Source organism: Mycobacterium montefiorense (assembly GCF_025823255.1).
GTDB lineage: Bacteria > Actinomycetota > Actinomycetes > Mycobacteriales > Mycobacteriaceae > Mycobacterium > Mycobacterium montefiorense.
The window spans coordinates 195037-212588 of sequence record NZ_JACKVL010000008.1; the positions used below are offsets into that span (position 1 = coordinate 195037).

The 17552-nt window shown below is 65.8% G+C and carries 16 protein-coding genes and 1 pseudogene; 10 read left to right on the forward strand and 7 right to left on the reverse strand.

Annotation, left to right across the window (positions count from 1 at the left end; translation table 11 throughout):
* Both H7K34_RS07280 and H7K34_RS07285 read right to left on the reverse strand, forming a co-directional pair.
* Positions 1 to 1125: an acyl-CoA dehydrogenase family protein gene (locus H7K34_RS07280; RefSeq protein ID WP_264061177.1), complete on the reverse strand. Its 1125-nt coding sequence runs from the start codon at positions 1123 to 1125 to the stop codon at positions 1 to 3.
* A complete protein-coding gene (locus tag H7K34_RS07285; RefSeq protein ID WP_264061178.1) occupies positions 1122 to 2183 on the reverse strand; it encodes an acyl-CoA dehydrogenase family protein in 1062 nt (353 codons plus the stop codon). The genes H7K34_RS07280 and H7K34_RS07285 overlap by 4 nt, the downstream gene beginning before the upstream one ends.
* A 70-nt stretch (positions 2184 to 2253) precedes the next feature.
* On the opposite strand from H7K34_RS07285, the gene H7K34_RS07290 reads away from it, so the two are divergent.
* The gene (locus H7K34_RS07290; protein WP_264061179.1) at positions 2254 to 3123 is read left to right on the forward strand and encodes an LLM class flavin-dependent oxidoreductase; all 870 of its coding nucleotides are present in this window, start codon (positions 2254 to 2256) and stop codon (positions 3121 to 3123) included.
* On the opposite strand, the gene H7K34_RS07295 is transcribed toward H7K34_RS07290, so the two are convergent.
* Entirely contained in the window at positions 3089 to 3805 is a 717-nt protein-coding gene (locus H7K34_RS07295) for an SDR family oxidoreductase (protein WP_264061180.1), read from the reverse strand. The genes H7K34_RS07290 and H7K34_RS07295 overlap by 35 nt on opposite strands.
* 15 nt (positions 3806 to 3820) lie before the next feature.
* Positions 3821 to 4651, reverse strand: a complete 831-nt coding sequence (locus H7K34_RS07300) for a FadR/GntR family transcriptional regulator (protein ID WP_108924950.1) — start codon at positions 4649 to 4651, stop codon at positions 3821 to 3823.
* Positions 4652 to 4773: 122 nt separating this feature from the next.
* On the opposite strand from H7K34_RS07300, the gene H7K34_RS07305 reads away from it, so the two are divergent.
* Positions 4774 to 7173 carry a CaiB/BaiF CoA-transferase family protein gene (locus tag H7K34_RS07305; RefSeq protein WP_264061181.1) on the forward strand — a complete coding sequence of 800 codons (2400 nt, stop codon included), beginning with the start codon at positions 4774 to 4776 and terminating at the stop codon, positions 7171 to 7173.
* Between the two features lie 39 nt (positions 7174 to 7212).
* Complete coding sequence (locus H7K34_RS07310) at positions 7213 to 7407, forward strand: ferredoxin (protein ID WP_108924946.1); 195 nt, start codon at positions 7213 to 7215, stop codon at positions 7405 to 7407.
* Position 7408: 1 nt separating this feature from the next.
* Here the strand turns inward: H7K34_RS07310 and H7K34_RS07315 are convergent.
* Positions 7409 to 8696: pseudogene (locus tag H7K34_RS07315) on the reverse strand (cytochrome P450).
* A gap of 83 nt (positions 8697 to 8779) precedes the next feature.
* Here H7K34_RS07315 and H7K34_RS07320 point away from each other — a divergent pair.
* The 6 genes from H7K34_RS07320 to H7K34_RS07345 all read left to right on the forward strand — a co-directional run bounded on the left by H7K34_RS07320 (position 8780) and on the right by H7K34_RS07345 (position 13471).
* A complete protein-coding gene (locus H7K34_RS07320) occupies positions 8780 to 9889 on the forward strand; it encodes an aromatic ring-hydroxylating dioxygenase subunit alpha (RefSeq protein ID WP_264061182.1) in 1110 nt (369 codons plus the stop codon).
* A gap of 10 nt (positions 9890 to 9899) precedes the next feature.
* Positions 9900 to 11486 (forward strand): AMP-binding protein, encoded by a 1587-nt coding sequence (locus tag H7K34_RS07325; protein ID WP_264061183.1) that lies wholly within the window; start codon positions 9900 to 9902, stop codon positions 11484 to 11486.
* A 61-nt stretch (positions 11487 to 11547) separates the two neighbouring features.
* Positions 11548 to 11973, forward strand: coding sequence for a nuclear transport factor 2 family protein (locus H7K34_RS07330; RefSeq protein WP_264061184.1), 426 nt, complete (start codon positions 11548 to 11550; stop codon positions 11971 to 11973).
* A 64-nt stretch (positions 11974 to 12037) separates the two neighbouring features.
* Positions 12038 to 12511: a MaoC family dehydratase N-terminal domain-containing protein gene (locus H7K34_RS07335; protein WP_264061256.1), complete on the forward strand. Its 474-nt coding sequence runs from the start codon at positions 12038 to 12040 to the stop codon at positions 12509 to 12511.
* Positions 12508 to 12951 (forward strand): MaoC/PaaZ C-terminal domain-containing protein, encoded by a 444-nt coding sequence (locus tag H7K34_RS07340; RefSeq protein WP_108924940.1) that lies wholly within the window; start codon positions 12508 to 12510, stop codon positions 12949 to 12951. The genes H7K34_RS07335 and H7K34_RS07340 overlap by 4 nt, the downstream gene beginning before the upstream one ends.
* A complete protein-coding gene (locus H7K34_RS07345) occupies positions 12944 to 13471 on the forward strand; it encodes a maleylpyruvate isomerase family mycothiol-dependent enzyme (RefSeq protein ID WP_264061185.1) in 528 nt (175 codons plus the stop codon). Before H7K34_RS07340 ends, H7K34_RS07345 begins: the two co-directional genes overlap by 8 nt.
* On the opposite strand, the gene H7K34_RS07350 is transcribed toward H7K34_RS07345, so the two are convergent.
* Positions 13466 to 14932: an aldehyde dehydrogenase gene (locus H7K34_RS07350; protein ID WP_264061186.1), complete on the reverse strand. Its 1467-nt coding sequence runs from the start codon at positions 14930 to 14932 to the stop codon at positions 13466 to 13468. The genes H7K34_RS07345 and H7K34_RS07350 overlap by 6 nt on opposite strands.
* Positions 14933 to 15033: 101 nt before the next feature.
* Here H7K34_RS07350 and H7K34_RS07355 point away from each other — a divergent pair, with 101 nt between their 5' ends.
* Positions 15034 to 16386: a carotenoid 1,2-hydratase gene (locus H7K34_RS07355; protein WP_264061187.1), complete on the forward strand. Its 1353-nt coding sequence runs from the start codon at positions 15034 to 15036 to the stop codon at positions 16384 to 16386.
* Here the strand turns inward: H7K34_RS07355 and H7K34_RS07360 are convergent.
* Positions 16369 to 17520, reverse strand: coding sequence for an aromatic ring-hydroxylating oxygenase subunit alpha (locus H7K34_RS07360; RefSeq protein ID WP_264061188.1), 1152 nt, complete (start codon positions 17518 to 17520; stop codon positions 16369 to 16371). The two genes, H7K34_RS07355 and H7K34_RS07360, sit on opposite strands and share 18 nt — an antisense overlap.
* Between the last annotated feature and the right edge of the window lie 32 nt (positions 17521 to 17552).

The following is a 17552-nucleotide window of genomic DNA, read 5'->3' on the forward strand; positions in this document are numbered from 1 at the left end:
TCATCCCTTCGGCAGCCCGAGCAGTCGCTCGGCGATGATGTTGCGCTGCACCTCCGATGTTCCGCCGTAGATGGTGGCGGCGAGCGCGTCCTGGCGTTCGAACAGCAGATCGGGGTCGCTGGTCGAATGCGGTCCTTCGGCGGCCGCCGCAAGTTCCCAAACCCGTTGCAAGGTAACCGATCCCAGCAGCTTCATAGTGTCGGCTTCCGGGCTGTTCCGGCCGGCCAGTTCGTTGACCAGTGCGCGGTATCCGGTGGCCCGCAGCGCTTCGGCGTCGGCCAGCAACGACCCCAGCTCGGTGTAGAGGTCCTGGCTGTCGCCGACGGCTCCGGCGTTGCGCACGGCATCGAGTCCACGCTTGATTTCGACCCAGTTCATGATCCAGATCATTTGGCGTTCGTGGTGCAGCGACGACAGGGCGACGTTCCAGCCGCCGTTCACCGGGCCCAGCAGATTTTCCGCGGGGATTTCGACTTCGTCGAGGAAGACCTCGCAGAACGTCTCGTCGGAGATCGATGACATCCGGATCGGTTCGATGCGCACACCGGGGGAGTGCAGGTCGAGGATCAGGCGAGAGATGCCACGGTGTTTCGCCGCGTCCGGATCGGTGCGTGCGTAGAGCGTGCACCACCGCGATTCGTGGGCCTGGGTGGTCCAGATTTTGTGACCGTTGACGCGGAAGACGTCTCCGTCGCGCTCGGCGCGGGTGCGCAAGCCGGCGAAATCCGACCCGGCTTCCGGCTCGGACATGCCCAGTGCCCACCACTCGTCGCCGCGCAGCAGCGGCACCAGCAGGCGCTCGATCTGTGCGGTGGTGCCGAATTGGCGAATGCCGGGTGCGGCGACGCCTGGCCCCGCAATGTTGGGCAGCTTTGGCGCCGACCGCAGCGCGCCTTCGATCCGGATCTCCATAGCGTCGCGCAAGCCCAGGGATCGGCCGCCGTGCTCGCGGGACCAAGTGGGCTGGATCCAGCCGCCCTCGAAGGCGGCCCGCTGATAGTCGCGCCGCAGCGGGATATCCCATCGGTATTGGCGGTAGTTCTCGTAGTAGTCGTCGGGCAGGAACGCGGCCAACCAGTCGACGAACTCGGCGACGGCCTCGGACGGAGTCGTTCTGCTTGTCATGCGGTGCCTCCGGCGAAACGGCAGCCCACTTCGTGGTAGAGCGCGCGACTGTCTCCCAGCAGCGCGGCACCCTGCCAGGCGTGCCGGACGTAGAGGTGCATGTCGTGCTCCCAGGTCTGCGCGAGCGCTCCGTGCACCTGGATTGCGGTGCGCGCGCAGCCGGCCGCGGCGTCGCCGGCCGCCGCCTTGGCCAGTGCCGCGGCGGTCCAGGCATCCGCGGGCGCGGTGTCCGGATCGGCGAGGCGTGCCGCGGCCGCGTAGGTGAGGCTGCGGGCCCGCTCGACGCCGACGTAGTTGTCGGCCAGCGCGTGCTTGATTCCCTGGAACGCCCCGATCACCGTGCCGAACTGGCGGCGTGCTTTCGCGTGCTCGACGGAGCGGCGCAGGGCGGCGCTGGCCACGCCGACCAGATCCGCGGCGACGGCGACCAACGGTGCCGTCAGCGCTGATTCGAGGTTGACGGGTGCAGACGCCAACGGCTCGGCGTCGATCTCGACGTCGGCCACCGGTTGGGCGGGATCGGTGGACTCGCCGGGAATGATTGTCACGCCGTCGCCGCCGCGGACGGCCACGGCGACGTAGCCGTCGATGGATTTGGCCAGCGCCACGATCAGCTCTGCCCGGGACACGTTCGGGACCGCGACCGCGCGACCGCGCACCCGTCCGTGCCGCAGCGTCATCGGCGCCCCGGCCGTCCGAGATCCCTTGGCGTGCACCGCCAAGGTGGCAACCGCGCCACCGGCGATCTGGGTCAGCAATGGGTCCAGCCCACACGCGCGCAAGACGCCCGCGGCCAGCCCGACGCTGCTGAGCAACGGAATTGGCGCCAGCGCCGCGCCGCACTCCTCGAGCACCACGGCCAGTTCGACGGGCCCGTAGTCGCCGCCGGGTGCGGCCAGTTCGGTCCAACCGAGGTCGACTACCGTCTTCCACACGGCGCGCCAGCGCTCCGGATCCGTCAGGGCCTGCCGGGCGGCATCGGGAGAACATTCGGTGCGCAGGATGTCGCGCACGGTGTCGCGCAGCGACAGCTGATCCGAAGTCAGTCCGACATCCATAAGACCCCTAACATAATAAAGATAGTAAACTAGCGACTCGGTTGCAATCGGCACGAGCATAGGTGGGCGCATGGTCGACTGGTATCTGTTCCTGCCGCAGGTGCGGTTGTCGGTAAGCGCCATCACGGAGCGGGCTCGTCACGCCGAGGCCAGCGGCTTCGATGGCATCGCGTTCATCGACCATCTCGAGGCTCCCGGGTTGCCCGGCGAAAGCATTTGGGAGGCAATGGCCGTCGCCACCTGGGTGGCGGCCAAGACCGAGCGGCTTCGGATCGGTCACTTGGTGCTGTGCGATGCCTTTCGGCGTCCCGCCGTGCTCGCCAAGCAAGCCGTCACCCTGTCCGACGCTTCCGAAGGCAGATTCGATCTGGGCCTCGGTTCAGGATCCTGGCCCGCCGAGTTCACCAGATTCGATGTCGGTCAGCAGGATCCGGTGGCCCGCGTTCAGCAGCTCGGCCGGCACCTGGCCCTGATCAGGCAGTACTGGGGCGATGAGACGAACGAGGACGGCGTGGTTGCGCTACCGAGGCGTAACCATCCGATACCGCTGGTTCTGGGTGGCAGCGGACCGCGCATGATGGAACTCGTTCGCAATTACGCGGATTGGTGGAACTTGCAGGCCAACCACCTCGACCGGCTGCCCAAGCTGGCCCCGGCGGCGGGAAGCGCCCGGATTTCGGTTCAACAGATGATCGGCTTCGCTCGTTCGGGTGACGACCCCGACACCGTGCGCGAGGTGAGTGCGCGCCGGTTCGGCAACCTCGGCCCGGGGCTGGTGTGCGGCGACGCCGACGAGCTGACCCAGCACTTTGCGGGTCTGGCTGCCCAGGGCGTCGAGCGCTGCTACGTCTGGTTCGCCGACTTCGCGAACCCGGACTCCCTGCACGAGTTCGGCGAGACGGTGATCAAGACGTTTCCTGGCGCCGGCGAGCTTCGTTAGGGACGACCGGCGGCCGGGCATACGGACCGCGCTGCACCGCGGAAAGCCGGATCTCCGGCAGATCGACCGACGGGTCCACGGTGTCCAGCCAGGCGACGGCCTCGGCGACGTCGGAGATCTGAATCGCGTACATCTCGAAGGGAACGTCCTGCAGCATCTCGGTTTCCACCGGGCCCGGCGTCACGATGTGCACCGCGATGCCGTCCCGATCGACCTCGAGCGCCAAGGCCCGGGCGAACGCGTTCATGCCGGCTTTCGACGCGGAGTAAGCGGTGCGGGCCATCATCGGCTCGTGTGCCGCCGACGACGAGATGAACACGAACCGCGAGCCGGCGTGCATCCGCGGCAGCACCGCGGAGGTCACCACGAAGCACGAATCCAGGTTGGCCGAGATGATGGTCTGCCACTGCTCGAACGTCTGCTTGCGCGCATACGTTCCGCCCAGCGTGCCCGCGGCGTGAACGACCAAGTCGATCGCCTCCAAAGCGCTTAGCGCAGCGGCGAATCCGTCCGGATCGGATGCGTCGGCAACGATGTGCCGGGCCCCGATCTCCTCGGCGGCCGCGCGTAACGGGCCCTCGCGCCGGGCCGCCAGCACCACGTCGTAGCCGAGTTCGGCTAGCTTGGCGCCGCAGCCCTTTCCGATCCCGCCGCTGCCGCCGGTGACCAACGCGGTTCGCATCGGGATGGAGGCTCCTCAGGATTGCCGGAGGCCCGGCGAGCGTGACCCCGAACGAGAAAGAGCCTGCGGCGAAAGTGCATAGATCCGTTGGGTGGGCCGGCCGGCGAGCACATAGGTCTGGGTGTCGGCGAGGTGACGACCCGCGATGCGCCGGGCCCGGTCGACGTCGCCTTCCGCGATGGTCTCGGCCAGCTTGGTATGCGTGCTGAGGACCGCACGACGCTGGGCCAGCGAGGGGTAAGTGCCACGCGCCGCACTCTCGTCGGCCCACTGGCGTTCGTGGCTGCCCCACAGCGTCTCGAGGCTGCCGACGACCGCGATGATGGTGTGATTTCCACACCCCTGCACGATGAGATCGTGGAACTGGCGGCCGATTTCGGTGAACAGCCGACCGTCGTCGAGATTCTCGGCCATGGAATCGTTGACCTGCTTGAGTTCTGGCACCAGAGTGTCCGCCCGGTCCGGTCGCTGGGCGGCCAGCGCGGCGCAGGCGGGCTCGAGTTCCTGCAACGCCATGCCCAGGTCGGCGACCTGAACGGACTCGCTTTGCAGCAACAGCCCCAGCATGTAGGCCGCACTGGTCTTGGCCGGCGCGTGCACGACGGCGCCGCCACGGTTACCGCGTCGTACCGAGACCAGTCCCTCGGTTTCCAGGATGCGCAGAGCCTCCCGCAACGAGACCAGGCTGACGTTGAACTGTTCGACCAGCACTTCCTGGCGCGGCAGCAGATCGCCGTCGGCAAGCTCGCCGTCGATGATTTGCCGGCGCAGTTCGTCGGCTACGATTTCGGCGATCCTCGGCGCCGACAACCGGCGACGGGCATCGGGACCAATCCCCAGGGTCATTCAATCCTCGCAGGAGCAGCGGGAAGAGCGGCGCGGCGCGTGGCGCGCACTCAGCTGGCTTAGCTATTTTAGCAGTAATGATATAAATAGCATCTCTGGTCGCGTGTCGATCGGAAGGGCGGATGCAAGTGAGTCAGGGGTCTGATGACCGTCCGACACCGCTGCACGAGTTGCGTGTCGTCGAGATCAGCGACCGGATAGCCGGCAGCTACTGCGGTAAGTTGCTGGTTGACGCCGGGGCGCAGGTGCGCAAAATCGAACCGCCGCAAGGGGATTGGCTGCGCCGGTATTCCGCCAGCTGTTCGCCGGTGGCCGATGACCAGGCGTCGCCCTTTTACAGCTACCTCAGCGCGGGCAAACGCAGCATGACCTTCGCGCCCGACTCCGAGCGGTTTCGGGCCGAGTTGGCCGCCGCCGACGTGATCATCCTCACCGCCGGTCCGTCGCGCGCCGCGGCGCTGGGCATCGATCCGCGCCAGCTGTTGGCCGACTCGCCGCGGGCGGTCGTCGTCACGATCTCCGACTTCGGCTGGACCGGACCGTATGCCGATCGCGCCGCCACCGAGTTCACCTTGCAGGCCTGGGCGGGCTCGCCGGGTTTCCGCGGTGATCCGGCCGGGCCACCGATTTCGATCGGCGGGGACCTGGGCGAGTACATGGGCGGGGTGTTCGCCGCGTTCGGTGCGCTGGCCGTGCGCCGCCGCGTCGAACGGGGTGGTCCCGGCGAGCATCTCGACCTGTCCATGCTCGAGGCGATGACGTTGATGCAGAGCAGCGAATGGCTGCATTCGCAGTTGCTGCGGGTGCCGCCGATCAGCCGCACCACCGAAGTCCCGTCGATCGAGCCGGCCCAGGACGGCTACGTCGGGATCACCATGGTCACCGGCCAGCAGTGGCTCGACTTCCTGGCGATGGTCGAGTGCCCGGGCCTGGAAGAGATTGAGCAGCTGCGTTTTCAGATCGGCCGCTGGGGCTACCGCGACCTGATCCGCGAACAGATCGGCCCGTGGCTGGCGCAGCGGTCCGTGGCGGAGATCGTCGAGCTCGGGCAACTGTTCCGGCTGCCGATCGCGTCGCTGGGCAACGGCGCCACCATCCGTGACGTGGAATACGCCACCGAGCGTGGGGTATTCGTGCAAAACCCCGCCGGCTTTCATCAGCCCCGTGCGCCGTGGCTGATGTCGCAGTGCGCGGCGGCCCCGGTGGGAGACACCGCCGCCCCGGGCGCGGACAACGACGAATCGCCTTGGTGTACAAGCCAATCTGAGATCCAGCCGGCCAAGCTAGCACGCCCATTGGAAGGCGTTCGGATCGTCGATCTGACCGCCTTCTGGGCCGGGCCGGCGGCAACCCACCTGCTGGCGGCGTTCGGTGCCGAGGTGATCAAAGTGGAGTCGATCCAGCGCCCCGACGGCATTCGGTATTCCGGCGGCATGCGCAAAGACGTTGACGACTGGTGGGAGTACGGCTGGGTTTTCCATGCGATGAACACCAACAAGCGTTCGGTCACACTGGATTTGGGCTCCGAGGAGGGGCGTCGGCTGTTCAAGAAGTTGGCGTCCGGCGCCGACGTGGTGATCGAGAACTTCTCGCCGCGGGTGATGGACCAGTTCGGGTTGACCGCCGATGTGCTGCTCGAGGTCAATCCCAAACTCGTCGTCGCCCGCATGCCCGCGTTCGGGCTGGACGGCCCGTGGCGCGAACGGGTCGGCTTCGCCCCCACCATGGAGCAGCTCGCGGGGCTGGCCTGGGTGACCGGACTGCCGGACGCTCCGCCGGTGACGCCGCGGGGGGCCTGCGATCCGCTGGCCGGGGTGCACGCCGCGTTCGCCGTGCTGGCCGCGCTGAACTTCGCCGAACGCACCGGAATTGGTCTGCAGGTCGAGCTGCCGATGCTGGAAACGGTGCTGAACGCCACCGCGATACAGGCGATCGAATCCGAGGTCTTCGGAAAGACGTTGAGCCGCCGTGGCAATCGCGGTCACGGCGGGTTCGTCCAGAACATCTACCGGTGTGCCGGCGCGCCAGAAAAGGACGATTGGATCGCGGTCACCGTGCGTGACGACCAGCACTGGCTTGCGCTCGCCGAGGTGATGGGGCGACCGGCCTGGTGCGACGAGGGACTGGCCACCGCCGATGGCCGTCGCGAACGGGCCGACGACATAGATCACCGGCTGCAGCAATGGTTCGTCGAGCAGCCACTGGGCTCGACGGTGGAGCGGCTGGCCGGCGCGGGTGTTCCCGCCGCGCCGGTGGTCTCGCCGTCGCTGGTGACCGAGAACCCCCAGCTGCGCGATCGGGGTTTCTTCGAGACGCTGCAGCATTCGAGCATCGGGTCGGCGCAGTATCCATGCCCGCCGTTCGCAGCGCTGTCCGGCCAGGACCGGTGGCTGTTGCGCCCACCGCCGCTGCTGGGCGAGCACAATGGAGAAGTACTGCGCGATCGGTGCGGGCTGACCGACGAGGAATTGGCAAACCTCGCCGCCGGCGGGGTGATCGGAATCCGCCCCAAGGGCCTATAGGAGTCCCTTCCCAGAGGACCGAAGAGAGTGAGGCATCTGATGCGCGTGACCGTGGACGAGACATTGTGTGAGGCACAAGGCTTCTGTGAATCGCTGGCCCCCGACATCTTCGAGCTGGGCGACGAGGACGTGGTGCAGATCGCGGACGGCCCGGTGCCGCCGGATCGCGAGATCGACGTGCGCGCCGCGGTGGAGCAATGCCCGAAAGCCGCGCTGCGAATCCACGAAGACTGAGTCAGCGCCGCGCCCTCAGCGAGATCGCCATCTCGTCATAGATCGACATGTTGGTGGTCAGGTTCGGATACGACACCTTGGCAGGCCCGATTTCGATGCGATCGCAGCGCAGCAGCAGTTCGTCGAGCACCGCCCGCAGTTCGGCCCGCGCGAGCATCGCACCCAGGCAGTGGTGTGGCCCGCCGCCGCCAAAAGCGACGTGCGGGTTGGGCTGCCGGCCGATGTCGAAGGTGAACGGGGACTCGAAGACCTCCTCGTCGCGGTTGGCTGAACGCAGCGTCGACACCACCCGGTCGCCCGCCGGAATGTGCTGGCCGTCCATCTCCACGTCGACTTTCGCGGTGCGCGTCCAGTACGCCACCGGCGAGGCCCAGCGCAGCACCTCCTCGACGGCGCCGGGCCGCAGCGCTTCATCCTCGCGATAGCGTTCGATCTGCTCGGGATTGCCGACGAACGCCTGCAGCCCGATGGCCAGGGCGTTCTTGGTGGTGTCGCTGCCGGCAAAGGCCAGCACGAAAAAGAAGAAGTCGAGTTCGTTTCCGGGCAGGCTGAACTGCTCGCCATCGTCACCGGTGATCTCCGCGGACGCCAGTGTGCTCCAGATGTCGTCGGTTGGGTTGCGCCGCTTTTCGGCGGTGAGGTCGGTCGCGTATCCGAAGACCGACGCGAAGAGCTCGAGTTCTACCTGCCCGCTCGGGCGCGAGTGCCTTGAGGATGCGGTCGAAGAGGTCGAATATTCGGGGCCGGTCCTCGTCCGGGATGCCGATGATGTCGCCGATCACCGTCATTGGCAACGCGTCGGCGACGTCCTCGATCCAATCCCCGCCGCCCTTGGTGAGCAGGGCGTCGATCATCCGCGCCGCACGCGCCCGGATGCCGTCTTCGAGTTTGGCGATCGCACGCGGGTTGAAAGCGTTGGAAATCAGCTTGCGGCGCTTGTTCAGGTCCGGCGGATCCAGCGTGATGATCGTGGGGGACGACGAGAACATGGCGACCGGTTGAATGAGTGGGCCGTCGGCAGCGGTGAACGACTCGGTGTCGCGGTGCAGGCGGACCGCGTGCCGGTGTTTGGTCGCGACCCAGAAATCACGGTGCACAGTCTGGGCCACGCCCGGCGTCATGTCGTGTCGGAAAAGTGGCCTGGTGCGCCGCAACTCGGCGAACAACTCGTCGGGAAAACCGTTACGCCACAACGCGAAATCGGATAGATCCACTGCGGCAGCAGTCATGCGCAACCCCGCTTGCTCTCCTGCCACGCGGCCACCGGCTGGTGCCGCGTTGACGTTCAATGCTTAAAATAGTAAAAATAGACTTTAGTCGTCGAAACGCGGTGAGGTAAGAGCGGCCCGGCCGCGTGGGAAACGGAGTTCTCGTGACGAATACGATTTCAGAGTCCGACCCGTCCGAACGTGAGTTCGGACAGTCCGGCATTGCGCTATCCACCTACCGGTTCCCGACGGGGTGGTTCATCGTCGCCTTTGCCAGCGACGTGGCACCCGGCGACGTCAAGCGCCTGCATTACTTCGGTGAGGAGCTGGTGCTGTTCCGCACCGCTTCCGGCAAGGTCAGCGTGCTGGACGCCTACTGCCAGCACCTTGGCGCCAACATGGGCGTCGGCGGCACGGTCGAAGACGAGAACATCGTCTGCCCCTGGCACGGCTGGCAGTGGCGGGGTGACGGCACCAACGCGTTGATCCCGTACAGCAAGATCGGCTGCAAGAACAACGTTCGAATTCGCACTTATCCCTGTGTGGAGTGGTACGGCTTCATCCTGGTCTGGCACGAACGCCACGGTCGCGCGCCGTACTGGCAGCCGCCGGCGCTGCCCGAACTGGAAACCGGCGAGTACTACCCGCTGCACCCGCACAGCCGGATGCTCAACCGGGTCAAGGTGCACGCGCAGATGATCATCGAGAACGCGGCCGACCCGTACCACGTGCAATACGTGCACAAGGCCGCCAACCCCGCCAATACGGCCTCTTTCGAGGTAGCGGGATATCACCTGCACGCCACCGTCAACGCTCACTTCGGTGGAGGCCGAGCCAAGACCTGGCTGACCCCCAACGGGCCGGTCGACGCCAAGATCATCTACGACAACTACTCGCTCGGGCTGGGACTTGTCCGGTTTCCGAGCGACCTGGTGGCCACCATCGAGGTCACCGGACAAACCCCGGTCGACGAGGACTACACCGACTACTTCTATACGCAGGCGTCGATCCGCGAGCCGGGCGACACCGGCGACGTGCCCACCGGGCGCGCGGCCAAGTTCTTAGAGCTGCAGCAACAGGTCATCAAACAGGACTTCTTCACGTGGGAGAACATGAAGTACCTGGAGAAGCCGAACCTGGCTCCCGAAGAGGCACACGACTACGCGGCGCTGCGCCGCTGGGCACACCGCTTCTACCCGGGCACGGAGCCCACGCCCATCGACTTCGGGTACACCGCCGACGGCGAGCCCGACCCGGCTGCCGCGAAAGCCTAAGTGGCGCCTGATGCATTCGGTCCGGAGTAAGCCGCTGCGGCCCTCCGATTTCGGCGTCGATCGCTTCACCGTCGCGGCGGTGCTGGATCGCCGAGCCCAGGAGTACCCCGACCGGGTGATGATGTCGATCGCCGGCACCGAGGTGACGTTCGAGCAGATGCGGCGGCGCTCCCGCGCGGCCGCCGACCTGCTGGCGTCGTTGGGTGTGGGGCGCGGCGATGGCGTGGCTCTGTTCACCGGCACCTGCCCGGAATGGATTTACTTCTGGCTGGGCGCGGCACGTATCGGCGCGGTGAGCGCGGCGGTCAACGCCGCGAACAGGGGCAACTTCCTGCTGCACACTCTGCGGCTGTCGCGGGCCAAGGTGATTCTCACCGACGCCGAGCGCAAGCCCCGTGTGGACGAGGTTGCCGACCGGTTGGATACGGTGACTGACGTTGTAGTGCAGGATAATTCGCTGAGTCGCCGGCTGGTAGACGATGCCGGCCGCAGTGCTGCCGACGACCCGGCGGATGCCGACGAGGTGGGGGCGCTGTTCTACACCTCGGGCACCACCGGTCCGTCGAAAGCCGTTGCCACGAGCTGGCATTACCTGTTCTCGGTCGCCGCGACCGTCGCGACGGCCTGGAAGTTGCAGGCGGGGGAGGCGTTGTGGACGGCGATGCCGTTGTTCCACTTGAGCGCCGCGCCCAGTGTGCTGGCCCCGATGCTGGTCGGCGGGACGACGGTGCTGGCCGATTCGTTCCATCCCGGCCGGGTGTGGGACGACATCCGCGCCCACGGCGCCGTCGGTTTTGCCGGAGCCGGAGCGATGGTGTCGATGCTGCACAACCTGCCCGCCGATGCGCGCGACGCGCAGCTGCCGCTGCGGTTCATCTCTGCCGCGCCGATCGACGCGGCTTCCTACCACGACATCGAAAAGCGTTATGGCTGCCGGATTGTCACGATGTACGGGCTGACCGAAGCATTTCCGATCGCGGTCAAAGGTGTGGCCGACGAGGGCGAACCCGGAACGTCGGGTAAGCCGAATCCCAATTTCGACGTGCGTATCGTCGACGGCGACGGCAACCCACTGCCCGCCGGCACCGTCGGGGAGATCGCCTGCCGGCCCAGGCATCCGCACGTGATGAGCGAGGGCTATGTGCGCGACGGTGCGCGGGTCGACCCGCATCCGGAATGGTTCCGCACCGGCGACCTCGGCCGACTCGACGCCGATCAGAACTTGACGTATCTGGATCGACTCAAGGATTCGCTGCGCCGGCGCGGTGAGAACATCTCCTCGATCGAAGTGGAACGTGTTGTCACGCAACATCACGCGGTGGCCGAAGCCGCAGCGATCGGCGTGCCCAGCGAATTGGGTGAGGACGACATCCTGCTGGTCGTGACGTTGCGCCCCGACGGCGCGCTGGATTACGCCGAGTTGCTCGATTTCTGCGCGGCCCGGATGCCGTACTTCTGCGTCCCCCGATACGTCGAGCAGGTCAACGAACTACCCAAGAACGTTATCGGTCGGGTGCGTAAAGATCTATTGCGGGCCAAGGGTTTAACTTCGGGGGTCTGGGATCGGGAAGAATATGGATATATTGTCAAACGGTAAGTGAGTCGATGTTACGTAGAGCGTTTCTTTTTTCCTTCGGGGAGAGGCCGGCGAGCAGAAAATGACCATGACCTACCAGCAGGAGCAGTTCCTCCAAGCTGCGACTGGCCGCGACGCGATCTTGAATCTGAACGCTCGGCACAATCGCGCATACTCCGAGAGCGACCGTGACACCTGGATCGCGACATTTCGTCATTCCGGTGCCAGCTATGTTCGTGACGGCGAATTGTTCTCCGACCTGCGTTCGGCATTCGACGGCGGGGACGCGCAACGCTTGGTGACCGTCGATCACGAGATCGCCGTGGACGGCGTCCACGCGATGCAGCGTTGTGTGGCCGTGCTTTTCTCCGCCGCGTTCGGGGACACCACGCTGCGGGCCACCGGGACATACCGGGATGAGCTGATCTACGAGCGCGGCGGCTGGTACTACACGTCGCGCAATCTCTCCTGGGATCTGGTGCCCAGTCGGCACCCGCTTGTCATGTGAGCGGCACCGATACGTGGATCTGAGCTATCAACTAGCCTTCGGCACCTACGAGGACGCGCTGCAGATGGTCGGCGCGGCCAGCGAACCGCGAACCGCGACCACGCCGATTAGCGGTGCGCGTATTCAATTGTTCGCCGCCATGATTCACGACGGCAATCGTTCTTACTGGGATCCGGAATTCGCGCGGGAGCAATGGGGAGGCCTGCTGGCTCCACCGGGTCTGTTGATGGGGTGGCTGATACCTCCGCCATGGGAGCCCGGTGGACGCCGTCCTGCGACGTCACTGATCTTACGAGTTCCCTTGCCGGGCACGACATTCATCAACGCCGCCAACGACGTTGAGTTTCTCCACCCGATTATCGAGGGCGACGTACTCACCTCCGTCGAGGAATTGGTGTCGGTGTCGCCGGAAAAGCGGACTCGGCTGGGTGTCGGTCATTTCATCGAGACGCTAGAGACTTATCGCCGTCAGGACGGGACCGTCGTCGCCCGATCACGGAACACGTTGTTCCGCTTCACCCCGGGAGCGCCGGCGTGACCGGCGCGGATCTGGACTGGAACGAGATCACCGTTCCCGTCGAGCTACCGGAAGTGGTCGACGAGATCAGTTACCAGCGAGTGGTGGAGAACGCCGGAGCGACGTGGGACTATTTCCCAGGCCACTTCGATCCCGAGTATGCCCAAAGTCAGGGCAACCCAACGATTTATCTCAACACGATGCACCTGGCCGGATTCGCCGACCGGGTCGCCACCGATTGGGCCGGCCCGCGCAGCCGGGTGGTGCGGCGGTCTTTAAGGCTGGCGAGCTCGGTCTATGCCGGCGACACGATGGTCGGCCGGGGCCGGGCGGTGGCCAAACGACACGACACCTCGGTGGACCCACCGCGCTACCTGGTCGACATCACGATCGAGGTGACCAACCAGCATGGCGTCCTGTGCTGCCCGGTTGAGCTCACCCTGCAGTTGCGCGGTGGATGACGGCATAGCCGAACTGCATCTGGCGGTGTGTCGACGGTTCGGCGAGACGGTTGAGTCGGCCGACGGCAAATGGGAACGTCGGACCCCGTGCGATGCCTGGGACGCCAGGGGAGTGCTCGAACACGTCATCGGCTTCCATGACGTGCTTGTGTTGCGGCCCATGGGATTAAAGCCCGATCGACCCGGGGAGCCGCAGGCGAGATGGCAATTGACTTATGAAGCCCTGGTAGCGGCGTTTGCCTCCGGCAGGGTCACCCAGCTGGATGCGTATCGGCTGGTGCCTAACCTATCCCGCGACATATTGGTGCACACCTGGGATCTCGCTCGCGCGGTCGGGGCCGACGATCGGCTGGATCCCGCCTGGTGTGAACTGTTCTACGCTGGCTTACCGACGGATCCCGGGACCTTGATCGGCTCCGGCATGTTCAGCTCCCCGGTTGAGCTGCACGTCGAGACCGATGTGCAGGCAAGGCTTCTCGCGCGTCTTGGCCGGAACCCGTTCTGGTCGGCCGATCTATAGCGGCGGCAGCTTTCCCTTGCACACCAGCGTCTGCAGCTCGACGTACTCGTGGAGGCCCTCGGGACCGAATTCACGTCCGATGCCCGACTGTTTGAAGCCGCCGAACGGGGCGCCGATATCGAGTGTGTACATGTTGATGCCGTAGGTGCCGGTACGAACACCCGCCGCGACCTGAAGGCCATGCGAGATGTCGGACGTCCACACCGAACCGGCCAGACCGTAGTCGGTTTCGTTGGCGATCCGGATCGCGTCGGCTTCGTCGCGGTAGCGCAGCACGGTCAGGACCGGGCCGAAGATCTCCTCGCGGGCGATGCGCATGTCATTGGTGGCGTCGACGAATAGTGTTGGCCGCACATACCAACCGCGATCGGCCGGGCTGTCCTCGCCACCGAGCACGACGCGTGCGCCCTCGCTTTGCCCGGACTTGATGTAGTCCTGGACCCGGCGCTGTTGGCGCTCGGCCACCAGCGGGCCGACGTCGGTTGCGTCGTCGGCGGGGTCACCGACATTCAGCGACGACATCATTGCGGCCAGCGCGTCCACGACGTCATCGTGACGCTGATCGCTGACCAGAATGCGGGTCTGGGCGACACAGGCCTGGCCGTTGTTCATCAGGCCGGCCGATTTCAGCCCCGCGACGGTCTTGTCGATATCGGCGTCGTCGAGAATGATCGCCGCGGACTTGCCGCCCAGTTCCAGGCTCACGCGCTTGAGCTGTTCTCCGCACAAGGTCGCGATGCGGCGCCCTACCGCACTGGACCCGGTGAACGCGATCTTGTCCACGCCAGGGTGGCGCACCAGTGCCTCGCCGATATCCGGGCCGCCGGGCAGCACCGACACCACGCCTTCGGGCAGGTCGAGCTGCTCGATCATTTCGGCCAACCACAAAGCGTCCAAAGGAGTTTCGGGTGCGGGCTTGATGACGACCGTGCATCCGGCGATCAAGGCCGGGATCAACTTGGGCATGATCAGAAACTGCGGCACGTTCCATGGCACGATCGCCCCGACTACCCCGACCGGGGCTCGGCGCAGGTGCACTTCACCGAGCACGCCCTGGCGGCGTTCCGTCCAGGGAAACTGGCGGGCGTCGGCCAAACAGAGATGCATCATCGACGCGGCAGCCGCCGCTTGGCCCAGCCGGCTGAAGCTGCGCGGAGACCCCATTTCGTCGGTGATCAGATCGGCCATCTCCTCGATGTGCCCGCCATAGATTCCGGCCAGCTGTTCGACCTTTGCCATTCGCTCGTCATGGGGCAGGCGCGGCCATGGACCGTGGTCGAATGCATGCCGCGCAGCAGCGACGGCGGCGTCGAGGTCCTCGAGCCCGGCCACCTGGACGTGGCCGATCGGCTGCTCGGAGTGCGGCGAGATCACGTCGAGCTGGCTCGGGTTGGTGGGCTTGCGCCACTGCCCTCCGATGAACAGTTCGGTATAGGTCCGATGGTCGGATTTTTCTGTCATCGGGGCACTTCCTTGGGGAGGGGATGAGGCCGTGACCGTAACTTCGCTATTGACGCTAACATAGCAAAAATGAAGGATGGCGCCGTGGCTAGGAAGCCGAGATGAATAGCGATTGGCGCAGTTATCCGTATCAGTTGGTGCCCGGGGACCCTCAGCTGGATTTTCCCGCCGCCGAGGGCGAACACCCAGACCAGGAGTCCGACACCTGGTTCATCGCCGGCCAACTGCAGGCCGTCGAGAGCGACCGGTCGTTCGCGTTCCTGACCATCTTCAACAAGAACCAGCCCGGCGGCACCGTCGTCGCCGACTTCTACACGATGGCGCTGTTCGATCTCGACAGCGGTGACTACGGCACCTACACCGACTACGACATGCCGCCGGCCAATATGGAGCCCGGGGCGCAGCGCAAATTGACCATGGCCGCAGGCTATCTCGACATCGGCTATCAGAGCAGCGCCGGCGCCGCGTCGTGGACCACATGCCGTGACGGCGATGATCAATTGCTGCCCTATACCTACCGAGTCAGTCTGGTGGGCCAGGACCACCAGGGGAGATCCATGCGGTTGGACCTGGTCGTAACTCCAACGCGCGCACCGACACCGGTGGGTGCGTCGACCTATAACGGGAAGATCGCCTGCTTCGGTCAAAACGACACGTACTCGTATTTCCAGACCGGTATGTCGATGACCGGAACGTTGCGCTGGGGCGAGACCGTCGAGCAGGTCTCCGGTAGCAGCGGACATGTCGATCGGCAGTGGTTCCCGAAGTACGCCGGCGGTGGCGGAACCGCGGGGGACCCGCGGGCCAGGTCGCACGAATGGCGCACAATCAATTTCGACAACGGCGTCGACTTGAGCATCTGGCGGCAGTTTGACCGCACGAACGGCAATGCACTGCAACCCTTTACGGGCGTGACGACGAGTCACCCCGACCCCGCCATCGCGCCACAGTGCGCCGGAGACGTCGAGGTCACCATCAGCAGCTATGTCAGGTGGCCGAATACGGTGCGACCCCTGGTGCGTCCGCCGGCGCCGGCGCGCTACATGCCCGACCGGCACCGGATTACCTGCACCACACTGCAACTGGATCTGGTCGGCGCGCCATTGGTACCCGCCCCGGCGCACGGCCTGCCGATCGAATACATGGAAGGTCCGTACCGCTACCAGGGAACGCTCTGGGGTAAACCGGTGAGCGGCTTCGCGTTCAACGAACGTTCGCTGGCGCTGTATCGGGACTGGGAACTGGTCGAAGTGCTGGCCACCACTGTCGCCGACGTCAATCCCGACCTGCAGTCGGTCGTCGATCAGCTGGTGCCGTTGGTGGCCGCGGGCCGTCGTCGCGCAGCTGTTGAACTGCTGACCGGGGCGCTACCCGTGCAAAACGACACGCTCGCAACCCTTCTCGATGATCTGATCGCCGTGCTGTCCGAACAGGAGTCAGCTGACGGTAGCTGACCCGGCGAGAGCCTTCGCCCACTCGATGTGGCGGTGCTGCAGGCCCGGCTCGTTGCGGCCGAACACCAGGTGATCGCGCACGCCCGACGCGAGGTTGGCCTGCAGCCCCGCGACCAGCCGGTAGTCCTCGTCGCGCACCGTGGCGTGCGCGTAGTCGAAGACGGCTTGAGCGCCGGCCGCCACCGATTCCTCGGAGATGTCCAGCGGTGTCGAGTTCTGGTGCACGGTGATCGACCTGCCGGGTTCGTCGCCCGGGTAGATCCGGAACAGCTCGCCGTTGGCGATCGTCACCGACAACACGATGTTGGGGAACAGCGCGTAGATCACCACCATGTTGTGGAACGGGTCCCACTGCTCCTCGGGAACACCGTCCAGCTCGAGGATCGCGTTGAGCGGAAAGATCAACCGATGGTGCGGCCCGTACGAATCGAAAACGGTGCAGTTGCTGCGGGCGATGGTCGCGAAGGTCTGCCGGTGCACGGTGGCGAAATGGTAGTTCTCGGCGAAGGTGTCGACGGCCAGCTTCCAGTTGATCGGGGCGTCGAGCACCTTCTCGCCCAGCGGAGACCACCGCCCGATGCCCCACGCGTCGAGCTCGTCGGCCAGCGGTCCCAGGTGCGCGGCGACGTCGAGCGTCGCACCCGGGTCGAGCGCGACCCAGAGGAACCCCGCGAATTCCGCGGCCGGGAGTTCGGTCAACGAGTCGGATTTGACGGTCATATCCGGGAAGCCCTCACGGCCCGGCAGGCCGACCAGCTGGCCGGTGTTGTCGTAGGTCCAGGCGTGGTACGGACAGGTGAACCTCTTCGCGGTACCGCACCCCGTCACCACCGGGGACTGCCGGTGCAGGCAGACATTCTCGAATGCCCGGACCGACCCGTCAGAGGTTCGGGTCAGCAGGATCGATCGCCCCAGCACCGTCTTGGTGCAGTACGCGCCGGGATTCGGGAGCTCCGAGACGTAGCCGACCAGTTGCGGGCTGGCCAGCACCAACGCCCTGTCATTGTGATGGCGCTCGAGCGAGGTGTAATCGCTCGCATCGACCGTGTGCTGCCGGGGGGCGAGATCGGTCGTCTTGTCGCGCGCCAACTTCAAGGCCCGCCGGGTCAGGTCAATGAGCTGATGATGGTCCATCGTCCCAGTACAGACCTTGCGACAGTTGTAAG